Below are 16,193 nucleotides of genomic sequence, written 5' to 3'. Positions count from 1 at the left end.
CGGCGCGTCCTTGCGGGTGCGCCGCCCACTCCTCGGACGTGCGCACGAGCGCCGCGCACGCCCCCGCATCCATGATCGCCGCTTCCAGAGCAGCCCCCTCCCACGATGCCACCGCCCGCGCAATCTCCGCCTCATCGTCCGCCGACCTCAGGCCGAGCACCCGGAGTTCACGGGCCAGATGGTGCGTGAACGCGCGGTGGATGAAGATTCGTCGTCCATCACGTGTCTCATAGAAGGCGCTCGCGATTTTCGCGGGCCCGGGGAACACGGGAGGCACCTCAGCGAGATAGCGGAAGCTGCGAAGAGCAGCGACGGCCGCACCGGCGTCGACCGTGACCGTCTGGGGGCCACCGCCACGCAGCTCATAGAGCCTCGCGGCCTGCAGCGCCGCGGCGCCGATGGCCGCCGAGCCGAAGTCCACCATGCGGAACGGCGTGGCGAAGATCGGATCGTGCCCCACGATCCGCACCCGACCCTCCGACGCGGGTACCCCGCTCAGTGTGAGGAGGTCGTCGAGGATCGGTTCGCCCATCAGCCGAAGACCCGACGCTCGAGAACTCGCGGATCGTGCCCGGGGATGACTTCGGCGCCGAGCTGCTCGATGACCTCGAAGCTCTCGTAGTAGTCGATCAGGTTGATGAACGAGCCGCTCGGCAGGTGGCTCTGCGTCGCACCGTCGCCCTCCCAGTTCTCGTACCGGTCGATGCAGTCGCCCGCCAGCAGGAACTTGCCCGCGTCCGTCTCCACGAGGACGCCCTGAGACCCGGGAGTGTGGCCGGGAAGAGGTACGGCGGTGATACCGGGCGCGATCACCTTGCGCCCCTGGATCGTCTCGACCTGTCCGAGCACGGACAGGATGGGAGGCTGCGCGGTCGCGGTGCGCTGGAATGCCTTCCGGAAGATCGGCACCGGGTCCATCGCGAAGGCCAGCTCGTCCTTCTGCACGATGAATCGCGCATTCGGGAACAGCTCAGGATTGCTGCAGTGGTCCCAGTGCAGGTGGGTGTAGATCACGGTGCCAACCTCTGCGGGATCGATGCCCGCGTCGGCGAGGACGCGCAGCGGCTCCTCCGCCTCAGCCCGCTCGAACCGTGTGTAGCCGTGTTGCTCTCGCACGAAGTCGGGATCGGAGGTGCCCGTGTCCACCATGACCGTGTGCTCTCCACCTGTGATGGCGAACATCATCATGGCGAGGTCGAATGTCTTGTCGGCGTTGCGCTGGAAGGTCACCCCCGAGCCGGGAACACCCCGGACACGGCCGGCCGGAAGCGCGATGATCTTGAGTCCCATGTCCTGCCTCGTCCTTCGATGGTCTGGCCGATGGTGTGACGGGCGTTCCCCCGCAGCCGTCGGCTGCGGGGGAACGAGCTGTCGCTGCCGACTATTCGACGTTCTTCAGCGACTGCTTGATCAGGTCCGTCGCCACGATCTTGTCGGCGACCGAATCCTCGTAGCTGAGGACGTCGGGCAGACTCCGCCACACCTTCTCCGCGTTCTGGGTCCAGCCCTTCGGGAAGGACAGGTCAGCGGGATAGACCTCTTTCACGAGATCCGGCACGGTCGCCGGGTCGTAGTCGAGGACCTTGGCGATCTCCTCCTGCATCGGGCCCGACTGGTAGTCGCCCTGGAGGTGATTCTTGTAGAGGTCGACGAACGCGTCCAGGACCTCCTGCGCGAGTTCCGGGTCGTCCTCGAGCAGAGACTTCCCGAAGAAGATGAATCCCGGGGAGATCCCCTCGGGCCACACGGCCGACGGGCCCGCGATGACATCGCCGTCAGCGAGGAGCTGCTGGCGTGCCTTGATGCTGGCAGGAATGCCGGCGAAGATCGCGCCCGAGGTCAACGCCGGGGCGACGTCGTCCGGTGAGATCTGCGCGAACTCGAGGTCCGTCGGGGTCAGCCCCGCCGGCTCGAGCAGATGCGCGAGGCTGATCATCACGTACGAACCGGCGCCCGTCGATGTGTAGATCTTCTGGCCCTTCCAGTTCGAGATGTCCTCGGGGTCCTTGTCCCCCAGGGCGGCCTTGCTGATGTACCAGTCGGACGGCAGTGACGAGGTGCCGCCCGGCGCGACGATCGCGAGGTCGGACCCGCTGCCGATCGCGTTGAAGATGCCGGCGCTCACGGGTCCGGCGAAGACGTCGAGCTTCCCCGTCGCGAGCAACGGCAACGCATCCGGGGCAGCGATGAGCGATCCGTCGAACTCGAGGCCGCGGTCGGCGAACGGCTCCGCTCCGTCGGCGGCGAGAAGCGCCGGGAGGACGAACGGCGCTGCAGCCGACCATCCGATCGTGATGGGACGCGATGCCTCGCCGCTGGAGTCCCCGTCGTCGCCGGGCGTCGTCGTCGACGCACAGCCCGCGAAGGACAGCGCGAGCACGGCGGTGGCGAACGTCGCGGTGACGCTCCTCCGCCATGTGAAGTGCCTTACGGACATTTCGATTCTCTTTCCTGGGTTGAGGACCTTCGTCGGGCGAACGGAAGCAGGCGCAGAGGTGCACCAAACGTCCGCACCGTCCGACCGGTCGGTGGGGTGTGAAGTTGAGAGAAGGGGGACGCTACTTCTCGCCGCCCGACATGGAACCCGCCCATGGTGCGAGCTTCGTACCGACGACCTTCACGAGAAGCTGCAGCAGGTACCCGAGCACGGCGACGGAGACCACTCCGACGTACATGGTGTCGGCGTCGAACAACGACCAGGAGTGCCAGATGCGGTAGCCGATGCCCTGGCTGCCCATCAGGTACTCGACCATGATGACGATGAGAACGGCCTGACCGACGGAGATGCGGAGTGAGACGAAGACAGCAGGGAGGATCGCGGGGAGCGTCACATGCACGAAGGCACGCCAACCCTTCGCACCGAAGGCTTCCGCAGCTTCGCGATAGCCGGTCGGCACGGTCAAGACCGCCTCCAGCGTCGAGATCCAGGCGATGAAGAAGATCGCGAGCCCCACCAGCAGATATCCGGGGGTGTCTCCGACGCCGAAGATGAGCAGCATGAGTGGCAGCAGCGCGATCTTGGGGATCGTGTAGAACGCACTCAGCGTCGGTTCGAAGAGGTGCCGGACCGTGGAGAACGCGCCCATCACCACTCCCGCGAGAACTCCGACGAGGAATCCGACGAGCGAGGCTGTGCCGATCGTCCGCAGGGTAATCCCCACATCCACGAACCACTGACCGCTCGCGATCATGTCGACGGCGGCCATGAAGATCCGGCTCGGGCCGGGGAAGAACCGCGCGTCGACCCACTGCAGTTGCGATGCGAGTTCCCATAACGCCAGCAGCACCACCGGCGTCACAACCCCCAGCCAGACCTTTCGCTGGCGCAGCCGACGCGAGTACCCGCCCGGGTCGATCTCGGCCTTGCTGGGCGAGACGCGCCACACCTTCACGGGCGTTGCAGGCGACCCGGTGGCGGTGCCGGGTCCTGTAGTGGTCAGGGCCATCAGGCCACCTCCGCCCGTGCCGCTGCGCCGTCGTCCACTTCATGGCGAAGTTGATGCCACAACTCCTGCTCCAGCGCGGCGAAGTCCGCGGAGCCACGAATCTCGGCGTTCCGGGGCCGCCCGAAGGGGACCTCGTAGTCGCCGATCACGCGCCCCGGCCTGCCCGACATGACGACCACGCGGTCGCCCAGGAGGATCGCTTCATCGAGGTTGTGGGTGATGAACAGAACTGTGCGGCGCATGTCCTGCCACAGATCCAGGAGCTCCTCTTGGAGGACGCGCCGAAGCTGCGCGTCGAGGGCCGCGAACGGCTCGTCCATCAGCAGGATCTCCGACTCGACTACCATCGCGCGGGCGATGGCGACGCGCTGGCGCATACCGCCCGAGAGCTGGGACGGGTAGTGGTCCGCGAACGCCGTGAGGCTGAGCTTGTCCAGCCAGCGAGACACCCGGTCTTCCACTTCTGCCTTGGGCAGGTTCTGCGCGAGGAGGCCGAACTTGACGTTGTCCTTGACGGTCTTCCAGGGGTAGATGCTGTAGTCCTGGAACACCACCGCCGACGGCCGCAGGGCGGCGGCGCTCGTCGTGACTTCCACCTCACCTGCGCTGGGCCGCTGGAGATCAGCGATGATCCGGAGGAGGGTGGACTTGCCGCATCCCGACGGTCCCACCATGCAGACGAACTCGTTGTCACGGATATCCAGGTCGACGCCCTTGAGCGCCTCGACCTGCTTGCTCCCGACGCCGTAGATCTTTCCCACGTCCTGTACCCGAATGCGGGTGCCTGCGCCCACGGGGCCTTCGGTCGGCGTTTGTCCTCGCCCAGTCCAGTCGAACATCCTCGTCCTCTGCCATCGCTCATGAATGCGAACATCAGGATGCTAGCACGAGTCATATGGTTATCAATACGTCCGGATGACTTGTCCTCTGCGCATCCCATCCACGCATCATGGCCCGGGGTGCTAGTCGAGCGCGGCCGCCAGCCGGAACCAGGCGATCGTGCCCCCGCCTTCTCGGGGCCGGATGCCGATGTCACCCCCATGCGCCTGCACGATGCGGCGGCACGTCGATAGACCGATGCCGTGGCCGGGCGCGTCGGTCCGGGCCCGCACGAGCGGATCGAACACGCGAGACGTGTCGGCGGGGTCGATGCCGCTGCCGCGATCGGCGACCTCGATGAGCCAGGCACCCTCGTCCCGGGTCGCGGAGATCTCCACGCGCGGCTCGTCCGGGCTGAACTTGAGTCCGTTCGACAACAGGTTCTGGATGAGCGCACGGATCTGGGTGGGATCGGCCGACAGCACCGGGAGCGGTGCGATCGCGATGCGCGGGTCCGCGTCGAGGACGCCGAGGTCGGCCCGTGCCGCCTCCGCCACCTCGGTGAGATCCACGCGCGTGCGCCGCAGCTCCCCGCCCAGACGCGCGTACGCGAGGATGTCGCGGATCATCGCCGCCATCCGGGAGATCCCGCGAAGGCCGGTGTCCAGCCAGTTCTCCACCGACGGCGGCACGTCTGTTCGCCCCTCGAACTGCTCGTGCATCAACTCCAGCGAGAGCGTGACGGCCGTCAGCGGCGAGGCGAGGTCGTGGCTGATCTGCCCGGCGAAGGCGGAGAGCTGGTCGTTGGAACGGCTGAGCTCCTCTCTCAGCTCCTCGGTTCGCTGCAGCATGGCGTGCAGAGTGCGGGCCTGTCGCTCGAGCTCCAGGATGTCCACGATGCGATCGGCGAGCGTCGCGATCATGTCGCGGCGGCTGTCATCGAGGACGTGCGGGACGACGTCGAACACGCACAGCGTGCCGATGGGCACCCCGCGGAGAATCAGCGGGTGGTTGGCGTAGAACCGCACCGACCCGAGGTCACCGGTGACGAACGGGTTTGAGCGATACCGCTCGTCTTCGCTGGCATCGGAGACCACGATGGGCGTGCCCGCACGAAGCCCGATCGCGCACATGGAGTCCTCGCGGCGGCAGATGTCTGCATCGAACCCGACAGCCGCGACCTGGTGTTGCGCATCCGTGGTGATGATGTTGATCGTCGCCATGGGCACGCCGGCAACGAACGCCGCCAGCTGCACGATGGAGTCCAAGGCATCCGGGGTCTGATCGAGGACCCGATATTCGGCGATCAGGTCATCGGCGCGCGCGTCTTGAATGCGAGCCTGCTCCGCAGACGTCGCCCCCGAGGTGTCATCGGCCGGTGGATCCAGCATCCGTCACTCCGACATCAGCCACGTGGAAGTTCTGGAAGGACCGGGATGCGGTGGGACCGCGCTGGCCTTGGTACCGGTTGCCGTACTCGCCGGAACCGTACGGGAACTCCGCCGGGGAGCTCAGCCGGAAAAAGCACAGCTGCCCGATCTTCATGCCCGGCCAGAGCTTGATCGGGAGCGTCGCGACGTTGGAGAGTTCGAGCGTGACGTGACCCGTGAACCCGGGGTCGATGAAGCCGGCAGTCGAGTGGGTCAAGAGGCCCAGCCGGCCGAGCGACGACTTGCCCTCCAGGCGCGCGGCGACGTCGTCCGGCAGCGAGACCTGCTCGAACGTGGCGCCCAGGGCGAACTCGCCCGGGTGCAGGATGAACGGCTCGTCGGGCGAGACCTCGATCAGCCGCGTCAGCTCCGGCTGGTCGACCGCCGGGTCGATGAACGGGTACTTGTGGTTGTCGAACAGCCGGAAGTACCGGTCGAGCCGCACGTCCACGCTCGACGGCTGGATCATGGCGGCATCGGACGGTTCCAGCCCGATGCGCCCGGATCCGAGTTCCTGCCTGATGTCGCGATCGGAGAGCAGCACGGGTTCAGCCTACCGACGGATGCAGCTTTGCTATGCTGGCCGAACGCCATCCGGCGTATGGGGCTGTAGTTCAATGGCAGAACTTCTGCTTCCCAAGCAGATAGCGCGGGTTCGATTCCCGTCAGCCCCTCCAAAGCTCCGACGTGCGGCCGCAAGGCCGTGCGGCGGAGCTTTCGTGCATGAAGTGAATCGAACCCTTGGGTGGGCCCACGCCGCCCGAGGCTCCGCGCGCGGCGCAGCCGCGTCCCCCATGCCCGACGCGATACGCCGCCGTCAAGAGGCCGCCGCTTCGCGCCCGCCGCATCTAGCGTGAGCACATGACGTTCAATGACAACGCGCGCGTGGGCGGCAACTCCGCGCGGCGCCGCGGAAAAGGCGCTGCGATCGCCGGCGGCGGCGTGGTCGGCCTCGGCGCGGTCGTCGTGCTGCTGCTGAACCTCTTCACCGGCGGAGACTTTTCCTTCCTGCTCGGCGGTGCGACCCAGAACCCCGGTTCAGATCCCGGCGAGAGCGAGATCGCGAACTGTGAGACCGGCCAGGACGCCAACGCCCGCGACGACTGCCGGCTCGCCGCCGCATCGCTCGCCCTCGACGAGTTCTGGACCACTCAACTCGCGGACTACCGCGCACCCCAGTTGATCGTGGTCGACGGCTCCACCCCGACCCAGTGCGGCACGGCCTCGAACTCCGTCGGCCCGTTCTATTGCCCGCCCGAGGAGACCGTCTACGTCGACCCCACCTTCTTCGCGATCTTGCGCGAGCAGTTCGACGCCTCGGCCGGGCCGCTCGCGCAGCTTTATGTGCTCGCCCATGAGTACGGGCACCACATCCAGGCGCTGACCGGCGTCTTCGAGCAGCATCCCGACAACGGCACCGGCCCCGACAGCAACGGTGTGCGCACCGAGCTGCAGGCGGACTGTTATGCCGGTGCGTGGGTCGCGGGCATGAGCGTGGCCGACGACGAGACCGGGACCCCGTTCCTGCAAGCGCCCACCCCCACCCAGATCGATGACGCGCTGAACGCGGCCGCCGCGGTGGGCGACGACCACATCCAGCAGGAATCGGGCGGCATCGTGAACCCCGAAAGCTGGACCCACGGGTCCAGCGAACAGCGGCAGCGCTGGTTCAACGTGGGTTACGCCGACGGCGCGGCCGCGTGCGACACGTTCACCGTCTCCGGCGCGCAGCTCTGACCCGCGGATTCATCCGTCGACGTGGAATGAGGCGAAGTCGTATCGCCACGCGACAGGCGAGCGCCGGGCTCAGGCGGATGCGGCGCGTTCGGCGGCCTCGACGACGTTGGTCATGAGCAGTGCCACGGTCATGGGCCCGACCCCGCCCGGGTTCGGGGACAGCCACCCCGCGACCTCCGCGACATCCGGGGCGACGTCGCCGAAGACCTTCGACTTCCCCGTCTCCGGGTCGTCCTCGCGAGTCACGCCCACATCCAGCACCGCAGCACCGGGCCTCACGTTCTCCGCCGTCACGAGGTGCTTCACCCCCGCAGCGGCGACGATGACATCCGCCTCACGCAGGTACCGCGGCAGATCCACCGTGCCGGTATGAGTGAGCGTCACCGTCGCATTGATGTCGCGACGGGTCAGCAGCAACCCGATCGACCGGCCGATCGTCACACCCCGACCCACCACCACCACATGCTTCCCCGTCAGGTCATAACCGTTCCGCTGCAGCAACTCGATCACACCCCGCGGCGTACACGGCAACGGCGACGTGATCGGCGTGTTCACGTTCAACACCAACCGACCGAGATTCGTCGGATGCAAACCATCCGCATCCTTGTCCGGATCGATCCGCTCCAACACCCGGTCGGTATCGAGATGCTTCGGCAACGGCAACTGCACGATATAGCCGTGGCAGGTCGGGTCGGCGTTCAACTCATCGATGAGCGCCTCCACCTCCTCCTGCGTGGCATCCGCCGGCAGCTCCCGCTGGATCGAATTCATCCCGATCGCCTCGGACCGCTTGTGCTTCATCCCCACATACAACTGCGAAGCGGGATCCGCCCCCACCAGCACCGTCGCGATCCCAGGCGTCACCCCACGCGCCTTCAACGCGGCCACCCGCTCGGTCAGCTCACGGGTGATCTCCGCCGCCGTCGCGACGCCATCGAGTTTCTGCGCGGTCATGGGTCCTCCTCTCTCGACAGCGCGGCGGCGGCGATGCTCTCGGGCGCCACCGCCGCCGCCTTCGTCAGGCCGTGGCGTTCGCGCGATACGCCGTGCGCGCGAACTCGTTGTACGGCGAGGTCTGAACGGTGGCCCTGATCCGCCGGAAGCCGAGGTCCGCGTCGGCGGCAGTGCCGTGACCGGGGTGCTCGCCCCAGACGACCTCGACCTGTGTACCCGGCTCGGCCGATGCGGCGTCGACCAGCGCAAGCGACAGGACCGTGCCTACGGGACCGATGTGGGAGGTCCAGAACGTCATCCCCACGAGATCGTTCGCATCCTCGATCCGGTAGCGACCGTAGCTGTTGAGATAGCCGAGGTCGTCACCGAGCACCGCGCGGACGTCTTCCCGGTCGAACTCGAGCGTCACCTTGGTGCGACGCACGTCGTCCCGTGCAGCCACCAGGGCATCGCGACCGATGAATTCGTGGTCGAGCGCGATCGAGCGGCCGTAGCCGAGTTCCCACGGCGAGATGTAGTAGTCCTCGATGCGGTCGGAGTAGAAGCTGCCGTTCAGCGGCTTCTTCCCTTCGTACGAGAACGCGCTCAGGGAACGCCGATAGTCGGCGAGCCTGTCGTCGGTGTAGATCGCGGGGGTCGGCGTCGGGATCCAGCCGCTTTCCACACCGTTCGTGAAGTACGCCTTTCCGCCGACCTGCATGAGGCCCGACCCCTCGCCTGCCTGCAGGATCGCGTCCTTCACCGCACCGTAGTCGGCGAAGTCGCCGATGAACTCGAATCCGGCCTGGCCGGCCATGCCGTGACGCAGCGCGCGCACGGGCCGCCCCGCGATCTCGACGATGGACGAGTGGAAGAACGCAACCTCGGGCGCCGGGCCTCCGAGCGCTCGCTCGACGACCTCCATCGCCAGGGGGCCCTGCACTTGGAATCGGAAGAGCTGCGGGTCGCGGTCGGTGCGCACCGACGAGTCCGGGTCGGTGGAGAACTCGACGTCGTACCCGCCGGCCTGGGCGTGGTACTTCACCCAGTTCTGAGCGGCGGGCACCCCGGTAAGGGTGTAGGCCTCCTCGCCGGTGCGCAACAGGATGCCGTCGACGATGATGTTGCCGTCATAGGCGACCGGCACGAACTGCTTGGCCTGACCAATGGCGAAGTTCCGGTACTGGTTGGCACTGACCTCGCTGAGGAGCCGCGTGACATCCGGCCCCTCGAAGAAGGTGTCGAACATGTGGAACGACAGGTCGAACAGCGCCACGCCGGTTCGCCACGCCTCCTGCTCGGCAGCCCAGCCGGCGAACTCGGGCTGCACGATCGGCACCGTCCATGGCGCCGCATCAGGGGTCCAGAGGAGCTGGATGGGGGAGCCGGCGCGGTCGATCGCGCTCTGCAGGTCAGGTCCGTTCATGATGGGTCCTCTCGTCGTCGAGTTGGTCGGGTCACCGGGTGGTGAAGGTGTGGCGGCGGCGCGGGGTCGCGGGAGCCGTGGTGTACTCGCGGATCCATCGCGCCGTGGCCGCGACTCCGCCGAAGGTGTAGAAGTGCAACAGGACCTCGCCGTGTCGAGCCGGGTCGACGGCATCGGTGAGCGCACCGATCAGCCGGTCCGGACCTGCCGATCCGATGAGGTTCGTCAGGGAGAAGCCGTACTTCTTGACGATCCCCGCGCTGGAGGCGACACCGAAGCGCCGCGCGAAGCCGAGGAGCCGCGTGACGCCGGCAGGGCCCGGCACGCCGATCCTGATCGGGGCGTCGATGCCCTGCGCACGCACGTGCTCGATCCAGCTCACGATCGGCGCCTCGTCGAATCCGAACTGGGTGATGACGCTGGCGCCGAGACCCTGCTGCGCGAGGGCTGCGACCTTTCCCTTCAGCGCGGACCACAGCTCCTCGTCGGAGATGTCCGGATGACCCTCGGGGTAGCCACTGATACTCACCTCACGCACGCCGTACTCGGGCAGCAGCCCCGTCCGGATGACGTCGAGCGCCGAGGCATACGGACCCATCGGCTGCTGCGGGTCGCCGCCGACGACGAAGACGTGTTCACTCACGTCCGCTTCGCGCAGCGCCGCCAGGATGGTCCGAAGCTCCCGCACGCCGGTGAGTCGGCGGGCGGCGATGTGCGGCACGGGGATGAGTCCTGCAGCTTTGACCGCCGTGGCTGCCTCAAGCCGTGTCGTCAGGTCCTCGCTGCTGAGGAAGGTCACGTTGATCCGCGTCCCCGCAGGAATTAGCGGCGTCGCTTCCTCGAGTTCGGGCACGTCTTTGCCGGTCATCTCGAGCGAATGGTGCTGCAGTAATGACATCGTCGTCGGTTCCTTGGTGTCGGGAGGGCGGGTCAGAAGATGACGGTCTCGCGCCCGTTGCGCATGACCCGGTCCTGGCAGTGCCAGGTGACCGCACGCGCGAGCACGAGGCGCTCTACGTCCGCGCCGCGCCGTTGCAGGTCGGCGGCAGTGTCCGCGTGCGTCACCCGGACCACGTCCTGTTCGATGATGGGCCCCTCGTCGAGGTCCTCCGTGACGTAGTGGGCAGTTGCGCCAATCAACTTGACGCCGCGCTCCTTCGCCTTGCGGTACGGACCGGCGCCGATGAATGCGGGGAGGAAAGAGTGGTGGATGTTGATCACAGGCACACCGACGTGCGCAAGGAAGTCGGCGGACAGGATCTGCATGTACCGGGCGAGAACGACGAGATCCACATTGCCTCGGAGCAGTTCCAAGATCCTGGCCTCGGCGGCGCTCTTGTCGGCATCGCCGGCCGGCACATGGAAGAACGGCACGCCGAGTTGGCGGACGTCCTCTGCAACGGCGGTGTGGTTGGAAATGACCATCGGCACGGTCATCGGGATGTCGCCGTGCCGGTGCCGCCACAGCAGGTCGAGGAGGCAGTGGTCGGACGTGGATGCCAGGATCGCGACCCGTTTGGCGACAGCACGCACCGTCAGCTTCCACTCGAGGCCGCGGTCCGCACCGAGATCGAGAGCGAGCGCGTCCTCGAGTGCCGGCCGCGCCGCGGCAAGGTCCTGCAGATGGAAGACCGTCCGCTGGAAGAAGTGTCCACCGTCCGGGTCGTCCGAGTACTGGTCGAGCGAGATGATATTGGCGCCGTGCGCCGTCAGCACGCGTGAGATGGCGGCGACGATGCCGGGCCCGTCGGGGCCCTGCACCAGGAGAACGCCTTCGTCTGCGGTGAGCGTGCCCGCACGCCCCGTGCGTGGCTGGATGTCTACGACCGTCATGTCCTCTCCTTCGAGTTGGCGATACTGCCCCGGAGGCGGTGACGATGTGACGACTCCGAGGTGTGCGGCGTAGCCCGACCTCGTCGGATCCTCGGCCGAAGGGACCGATTCGAGTGCGGTTCGGACAGGATCCGGGATGCACGATCACGCCGCGTGACGTGCATCCGGACTCGGCCCGAGCCGACACCATCGACCGTAGCGAATCACCTCATGGTTGTCAAACATCTGAAACATATGCAGATGTCTGATTCATTCTCGATGGCGCGACTTATCACCCGGCGCGCGTCCGGCGCAGCAGGGCGATCGCATCCTGCCGCCGACCGTCCGCACCCAACACGCCGGACGACGCGACCGTGGTGAAGACCGAACCGGCCTCCCGCGGGCCCCGGTCGGCAACACACGAGTGCCGCGCCTCGAAGACGACCAGCGCGCCCGCCGCCTCCATCCCGCTGTGCAGCGCCTGCGCGAGCTCGTCGGCGAGATGCTCCTGGATCTGGGGACGTGTGCTCAGGATCTCGAGAGTGCGGACGATCGCGCCGATCCCGACCAGCCTGGCGACCGGCAGGTAGGCGATATCGACCGTCCCGGAGAAGGGGAGGAGATGGTGCGCACAGACCGAGCGGAACTCGATGCCGCGCAGACAGACGATATCGAGGCCCTCCGGCACCGCATCCCCCCGGCGCAGAGGAGCGGCCGCATCCTCGCCGACGCCGGCGAAAAGCTCCCTGAGCGATGCCGCAACACGGGCCGGCGTGTCGGCGAGCATCGGCGCATCGGGATCGACCCCGGACGCGGCGAGCAGTGCACGCACCGCATCCATCGCCGCAATCCGGTCCGGCGCAACGACCATGGCGAGGCCCCCTTGCATCGCGTGACGATCGGCGGTCCCCGCTTTCGGTCCTCGCCATTTGTATTCAGGCATCTTACACTTATTCATACGCCTGAATAACGTGTCCAGGTGTTCGCATCCAGTGGCAAAGGAGCCCGACATGGCATGGGATTTCGTGAGTCTTCAGCAGGGCGTCGAACAGGCAGGTTCACCCGTTCGCATGCTCTGGAAACTGGACAGCGCCCCGTGGAAGCCCCCGATCATCGATGACGAGTACGTCGGCTGGGCCGCGGAACAGGGCGCCTGGCGCACCGACGTCACCATCGCAGACCTCTCGTACCACATGAGCGATACGTTCCTCCGGGGCCGTGATGCCCTGCGCCTGTTGGGCGACGTCAGCGCGAACGACCTGTCGACCTTCGCGATCGGGCAAGCGAAACAGTTCATCCCGGTGGCCTACGACGGCAACATCATCACCGACGGCATCCTGCTGCGGGAAGGCGAGGAGTCGTTCGTGTTGTCCGGGGTCCCTGCGGCGCAGAACTGGGTCGCGTTCCACGCCGCCCGCGGCGGGTACGACGTCGAGGTGGAGATCGATCCGGATCGCTCCTTCACCCCTGGAGACCCCCGACTGTTCCGGCTCCAGGTGCAGGGCCCAGCCGCACTGGCGTTGGTCGAACGCGCGTTCGGGGGCCCCCTTCCGGCGACCCGGTTCTTCCACTCGACGCCCGTGTCACTTGCGCGCGCGCGATTCCGCGCGCTTCGTCACGGGATGGCGGGACAGGCAGGGTATGAGTTCATCGGGGCATACGCCGACCACGACGCGGTCAAGGCCGCGCTGGTCGACGCCGGCGCCGACCTCCGCGTCGCACTCGTCGGTGCTCTCGCGTACTCGACGAACGGGGTCGAGTCCGGATGGATCCCGGCACCGACGCCCGCGATCTACGCGGACCCGCGCCTGGCGGACTACCGGTCATCGATCAACGTCTTCGGGTATGAGGGCCAGAACCCCCTGCACGGCAGCTTCTTCTCGGAGCGGATCGAGGACTACTACGCCTCCCCGTGGGAGTTCGGCTATGGGCGCTCCATCTCGCTCGAGCATGACTTCATCGGCCGCGACGCTCTCGCGGCCGCGCGTGAGACCGCGACGCGGCGGAAGGTGACGCTGGAGTTCGACGCCGACGACGTCGCAGCTGTGCTGGGCGAGTCGGGTGCGTTCCTCAACGACTATGGCCGCCACCGCATCGAGCAGAGCGGGCAGTTGGTCGGGATCACGTTCCAGACCGCGCGAATCGCTCCGCTGGACCGGGTGCTCGCGCTCTCCCTCGTCGAAGCCGAGCAGGCGATACCCGGTACCCGCGTCGAGGTCGTCTGGGGTGAACACCCCGGCCCGGACTCCGCCGGAGGCATACCCGACTTCCCGCGGATCGCCGCGACGGTTCGCCCGGCGCCGTACGACGACTACGCCCGGGTGGCCTACCGGTCCACGGACAGCCGGTAGCGCGTCGTCGCGTGAGAAGGAGGGAGCCACCGAATCGTGGCCCCCTCCTTCTTTGACGACCACCGAGGGCACGAGAGTGGCCTCAGCGGTTGCCCGATCCTTCGGTACCCTCCGGGAAGGGACGATCGATGATCGTGGCGCGCACAGCGGTCTGAGTGTGGCGTTCCACCAGCGGGTTGGCACTTCCGCCGTGCGGCTCGCCCCAGACCAGTCGCACCTCACGCCCGATGCGCCACTCAGCCTCATCGATCATGCCGAGCGAGATCCAGCCGCGCACGTTCGACGTGTAGCTCGTCAGCATCGCGAGCCCGATCAGCCGGCCATCAGCATCCTCGATGCGGTCGAACTGCGCCCCGGCATAGAACGCGGCAGGCATCTCGAGGTACTTGAATCGATGCGCGCCGGGCGCCTCGTAACTGGCAACGATCCGGGCACCCTCGCCCGATTCCCACCTGATCCAGGCCTTCCGGCGATGCGGCTCGTCCTTGCGCGCCTCGAGCGCCTCACGGCCGATGAAGTCATGGTCGAACTTCAGGACGTGACCGTAGCCGAGGTCCCACGGCGTCACGTAGTAGTCCTCCACCCGGTCGGGGACGAAGGATCCGCCGACCTGAAGGTTCGCGTCGAACGAGCGAGACGACTGCCACTGCCGGTAGGCGCGTGTCTCCGGTGAGGAATAGAACGCCGGCACGGTGTTCGCGATCCAGCCGGACTCGGTCGCGACGGACGCGTACGCGCGAGCCCCGACCTCGCGCAGTCCGAACTCCGCACCCGCCTCGAGCAGGGTGTCGCGCACACTCTCGAACTCCTCGTACGGGCCGAAGAACTCGAAGCCCGGGAACCCGCTCATCCGATGGTTGAGCGCGGTGGCCTCGTGCCGGCCGATGCGCAGGCGCCCCATGTGGAAGAACGGGATATCGGGAAGGGGTCCCCCGTTCACCTTTTCGTAGATGGGACCGGCCGTCGGCCCCTGCAATTGCAGCCGGTACAGTTCTCGCCCCCGGGGGTTCTGCACCGTGCGCTCGTCCCGCCGCACCTCGACGTCGTAACCGCCCCTCTCGGCGTGGAACTGCATCCAGTTCAGGGCGGGTGGGCGGCCGACCACGCGAACGTGCTCGTCACCGAGCCCGAACAGGATCGCGTCGCCGATCATCGAGCCATCGGCCCCGACCGCGACCAGTTGCTTCGCCTTCATCGCACCGAAGCTGCGGAACGAGTTGGCGCCGACATCTGACAACAGGCGGTGCACATCCGGGCCTGAGAGGGTCAGGTCGGGCATGTGGTGCGACAGATCCATCAGCGCCGCGGACGCCCGCCACGCCTCCTGTTCGTCGCGCCAGTTGGTGAACTCGGAACGGATCGGGAACGGGAACGCACCTGATCGCCCTGATCGCAGCAGGCCCAATGGGCCGCCTGCGGCGGTGATCTCATCGTCGAGCGTCATCACGGCTACTCCTCTTCGTCGGGACTCCGCGCATCGCGGATGTCCGGAGAGTATCAGCTGTCTAACATATTGCAAGGCATCTTCAATAGTGTTCGAATCGCTAATACTTTCCAGTTCTGAGACAATGGTCGGATGACGACGGTTCCCGGGTGGACAGATGGTCTGCCGTATGCGCTGTTCCAGGCCAATCAGGCGGTGCAGCGGCGCCTGCTCGAGGCGATCGACGGCCTCGACGTGACGATCACGCAGCTCGGCATCGCCGTCCATCTCGACGAACTGGGCCACATGTCGGGCTCGGATCTCGCCCGCCGCTTCCGCATCACTCCGCAGTCCGCGTCGACCGCATTGGCGGCGCTGGAGGCTCGCGGCTGGGTCACCCGCCTGCGCCATCCCTTCCACGGGCGCGTCATCTGGTACGAGGTGACGGATGTCGGCAGGGCCGGTGCCCATGAGGGCCGCCGCCGGCTCGGCATCCTGCAGGAACAGTTCGCCGAGCTCCTCGGCGCGGACTCGATGCGCGCGACGATCGACCGCCTGCAGGAGATCCCGGCGGTGCTGGATGGACCGGAGCCACCCGCGACGATGTGGCCTGCGTGACCAGCTGACGGCACTGCCCCTAGACTCGTGCTGCCGAAATGCCATGAGGTCGTCCTGCTGGTGCGCTTGGACGGATACGGGTGGTCCACCCACTACATGGCACGGGAGCTTCCCCGCCATGGCAGCCACCATCCGATCGATGAATCGGCCGGGCTGTCGTGGGTTTCCGGAAGACCCGGCCTCGACGGCCCTCCCGAA

Annotated in this window: 16 protein-coding genes and 1 tRNA gene; 4 read left to right on the top strand and 13 right to left on the bottom strand. The window is 67.1% G+C overall.

All coding sequences use genetic code 11. The annotated features are described in order from the left end of the window. The 7 genes from NT132_RS11525 to dcd form a co-directional block, all read right to left on the bottom strand. A partial coding sequence (locus NT132_RS11525; protein ID WP_297788917.1) for a CoA transferase occupies positions 1–532 on the bottom strand: 532 nt, incomplete at its 3' end. Then, positions 532–1,290, bottom strand: coding sequence for an N-acyl homoserine lactonase family protein (locus NT132_RS11520; protein ID WP_297788914.1), 759 nt, complete (start codon positions 1,288–1,290; stop codon positions 532–534). The genes NT132_RS11520 and NT132_RS11525, both read right to left, overlap by 1 nt. Before the next feature lie 91 nt (positions 1,291–1,381). Further along, positions 1,382–2,437: a hypothetical protein gene (locus NT132_RS11515; protein WP_297788911.1), complete on the bottom strand. Its 1,056-nt coding sequence runs from the start codon at positions 2,435–2,437 to the stop codon at positions 1,382–1,384. A 121-nt stretch (positions 2,438–2,558) separates the two neighbouring features. Then, positions 2,559–3,446, bottom strand: a complete 888-nt coding sequence (locus NT132_RS11510; RefSeq protein WP_297788908.1) for an ABC transporter permease — start codon at positions 3,444–3,446, stop codon at positions 2,559–2,561. Then, complete coding sequence (locus tag NT132_RS11505; protein WP_297788904.1) at positions 3,446–4,240, bottom strand: ABC transporter ATP-binding protein; 795 nt, start codon at positions 4,238–4,240, stop codon at positions 3,446–3,448. The genes NT132_RS11510 and NT132_RS11505 overlap by 1 nt, the downstream gene beginning before the upstream one ends. Positions 4,241–4,408: 168 nt before the next feature. Then, positions 4,409–5,656, bottom strand: a complete 1,248-nt coding sequence (locus tag NT132_RS11500; RefSeq protein WP_297788902.1) for an ATP-binding protein — start codon at positions 5,654–5,656, stop codon at positions 4,409–4,411. Continuing rightward, positions 5,634–6,239: a dCTP deaminase gene (gene dcd, locus NT132_RS11495; RefSeq protein ID WP_297788899.1), complete on the bottom strand. Its 606-nt coding sequence runs from the start codon at positions 6,237–6,239 to the stop codon at positions 5,634–5,636. Before dcd ends, NT132_RS11500 begins: the two co-directional genes overlap by 23 nt. Positions 6,240–6,298: 59 nt before the next feature. On the opposite strand from dcd, the gene NT132_RS11490 reads away from it, so the two are divergent. After that, positions 6,299–6,372: transfer RNA gene (locus tag NT132_RS11490), tRNA-Gly, on the top strand. Between the two features lie 184 nt (positions 6,373–6,556). Then, positions 6,557–7,432: a neutral zinc metallopeptidase gene (locus NT132_RS11485; RefSeq protein ID WP_297788896.1), complete on the top strand. Its 876-nt coding sequence runs from the start codon at positions 6,557–6,559 to the stop codon at positions 7,430–7,432. Positions 7,433–7,501: 69 nt separating this feature from the next. Here the strand turns inward: NT132_RS11485 and NT132_RS11480 are convergent, their stop codons facing one another. From NT132_RS11480 to NT132_RS11460, 5 genes are all read right to left on the bottom strand, one after another. Further along, positions 7,502–8,386: a bifunctional methylenetetrahydrofolate dehydrogenase/methenyltetrahydrofolate cyclohydrolase gene (locus NT132_RS11480; RefSeq protein WP_297788893.1), complete on the bottom strand. Its 885-nt coding sequence runs from the start codon at positions 8,384–8,386 to the stop codon at positions 7,502–7,504. Positions 8,387–8,450: 64 nt separating this feature from the next. Further along, on the bottom strand, positions 8,451–9,791 hold the full coding sequence (locus tag NT132_RS11475) for an aminomethyl transferase family protein (RefSeq protein WP_297788890.1): 1,341 nt from the start codon (positions 9,789–9,791) through the stop codon (positions 8,451–8,453). A 31-nt stretch (positions 9,792–9,822) separates the two neighbouring features. Continuing rightward, positions 9,823–10,689, bottom strand: coding sequence for a methylenetetrahydrofolate reductase (locus NT132_RS11470; RefSeq protein ID WP_297788887.1), 867 nt, complete (start codon positions 10,687–10,689; stop codon positions 9,823–9,825). 32 nt (positions 10,690–10,721) lie between these two features. Next, positions 10,722–11,624 carry a formyltetrahydrofolate deformylase gene (purU, locus tag NT132_RS11465; RefSeq protein WP_297788885.1) on the bottom strand — a complete coding sequence of 301 codons (903 nt, stop codon included), beginning with the start codon at positions 11,622–11,624 and terminating at the stop codon, positions 10,722–10,724. A 271-nt stretch (positions 11,625–11,895) separates the two neighbouring features. Then, entirely contained in the window at positions 11,896–12,615 is a 720-nt protein-coding gene (locus NT132_RS11460; protein ID WP_297788882.1) for a GTP cyclohydrolase I, read from the bottom strand. Between NT132_RS11460 and NT132_RS11455 the strand changes: the two genes are divergently transcribed. Further along, positions 12,614–13,954 carry an aminomethyl transferase family protein gene (locus tag NT132_RS11455; protein ID WP_297788879.1) on the top strand — a complete coding sequence of 447 codons (1,341 nt, stop codon included), beginning with the start codon at positions 12,614–12,616 and terminating at the stop codon, positions 13,952–13,954. The genes NT132_RS11460 and NT132_RS11455 overlap by 2 nt on opposite strands. A gap of 82 nt (positions 13,955–14,036) precedes the next feature. Here the strand turns inward: NT132_RS11455 and NT132_RS11450 are convergent, their stop codons facing one another. Beyond that, the gene (locus NT132_RS11450; RefSeq protein WP_297788876.1) at positions 14,037–15,665 is read right to left on the bottom strand and encodes an aminomethyl transferase family protein; all 1,629 of its coding nucleotides are present in this window, start codon (positions 15,663–15,665) and stop codon (positions 14,037–14,039) included. Between NT132_RS11450 and NT132_RS11445 the strand changes: the two genes are divergently transcribed. Beyond that, positions 15,633–15,995 (top strand): MarR family winged helix-turn-helix transcriptional regulator, encoded by a 363-nt coding sequence (locus NT132_RS11445; protein WP_297788873.1) that lies wholly within the window; start codon positions 15,633–15,635, stop codon positions 15,993–15,995. The two genes, NT132_RS11450 and NT132_RS11445, sit on opposite strands and share 33 nt — an antisense overlap. Positions 15,996–16,193: the final 198 nt, after the last annotated feature.

Origin of the sequence: Microbacterium sp., from assembly GCF_026393345.1 — a bacterium.
Classification (GTDB): Bacteria; Actinomycetota; Actinomycetes; order Actinomycetales; family Microbacteriaceae; genus Microbacterium.
The sequence above is the reverse complement of the archived record's forward strand: the minus strand, read 5'-3'. Positions and strand labels throughout refer to the sequence as shown.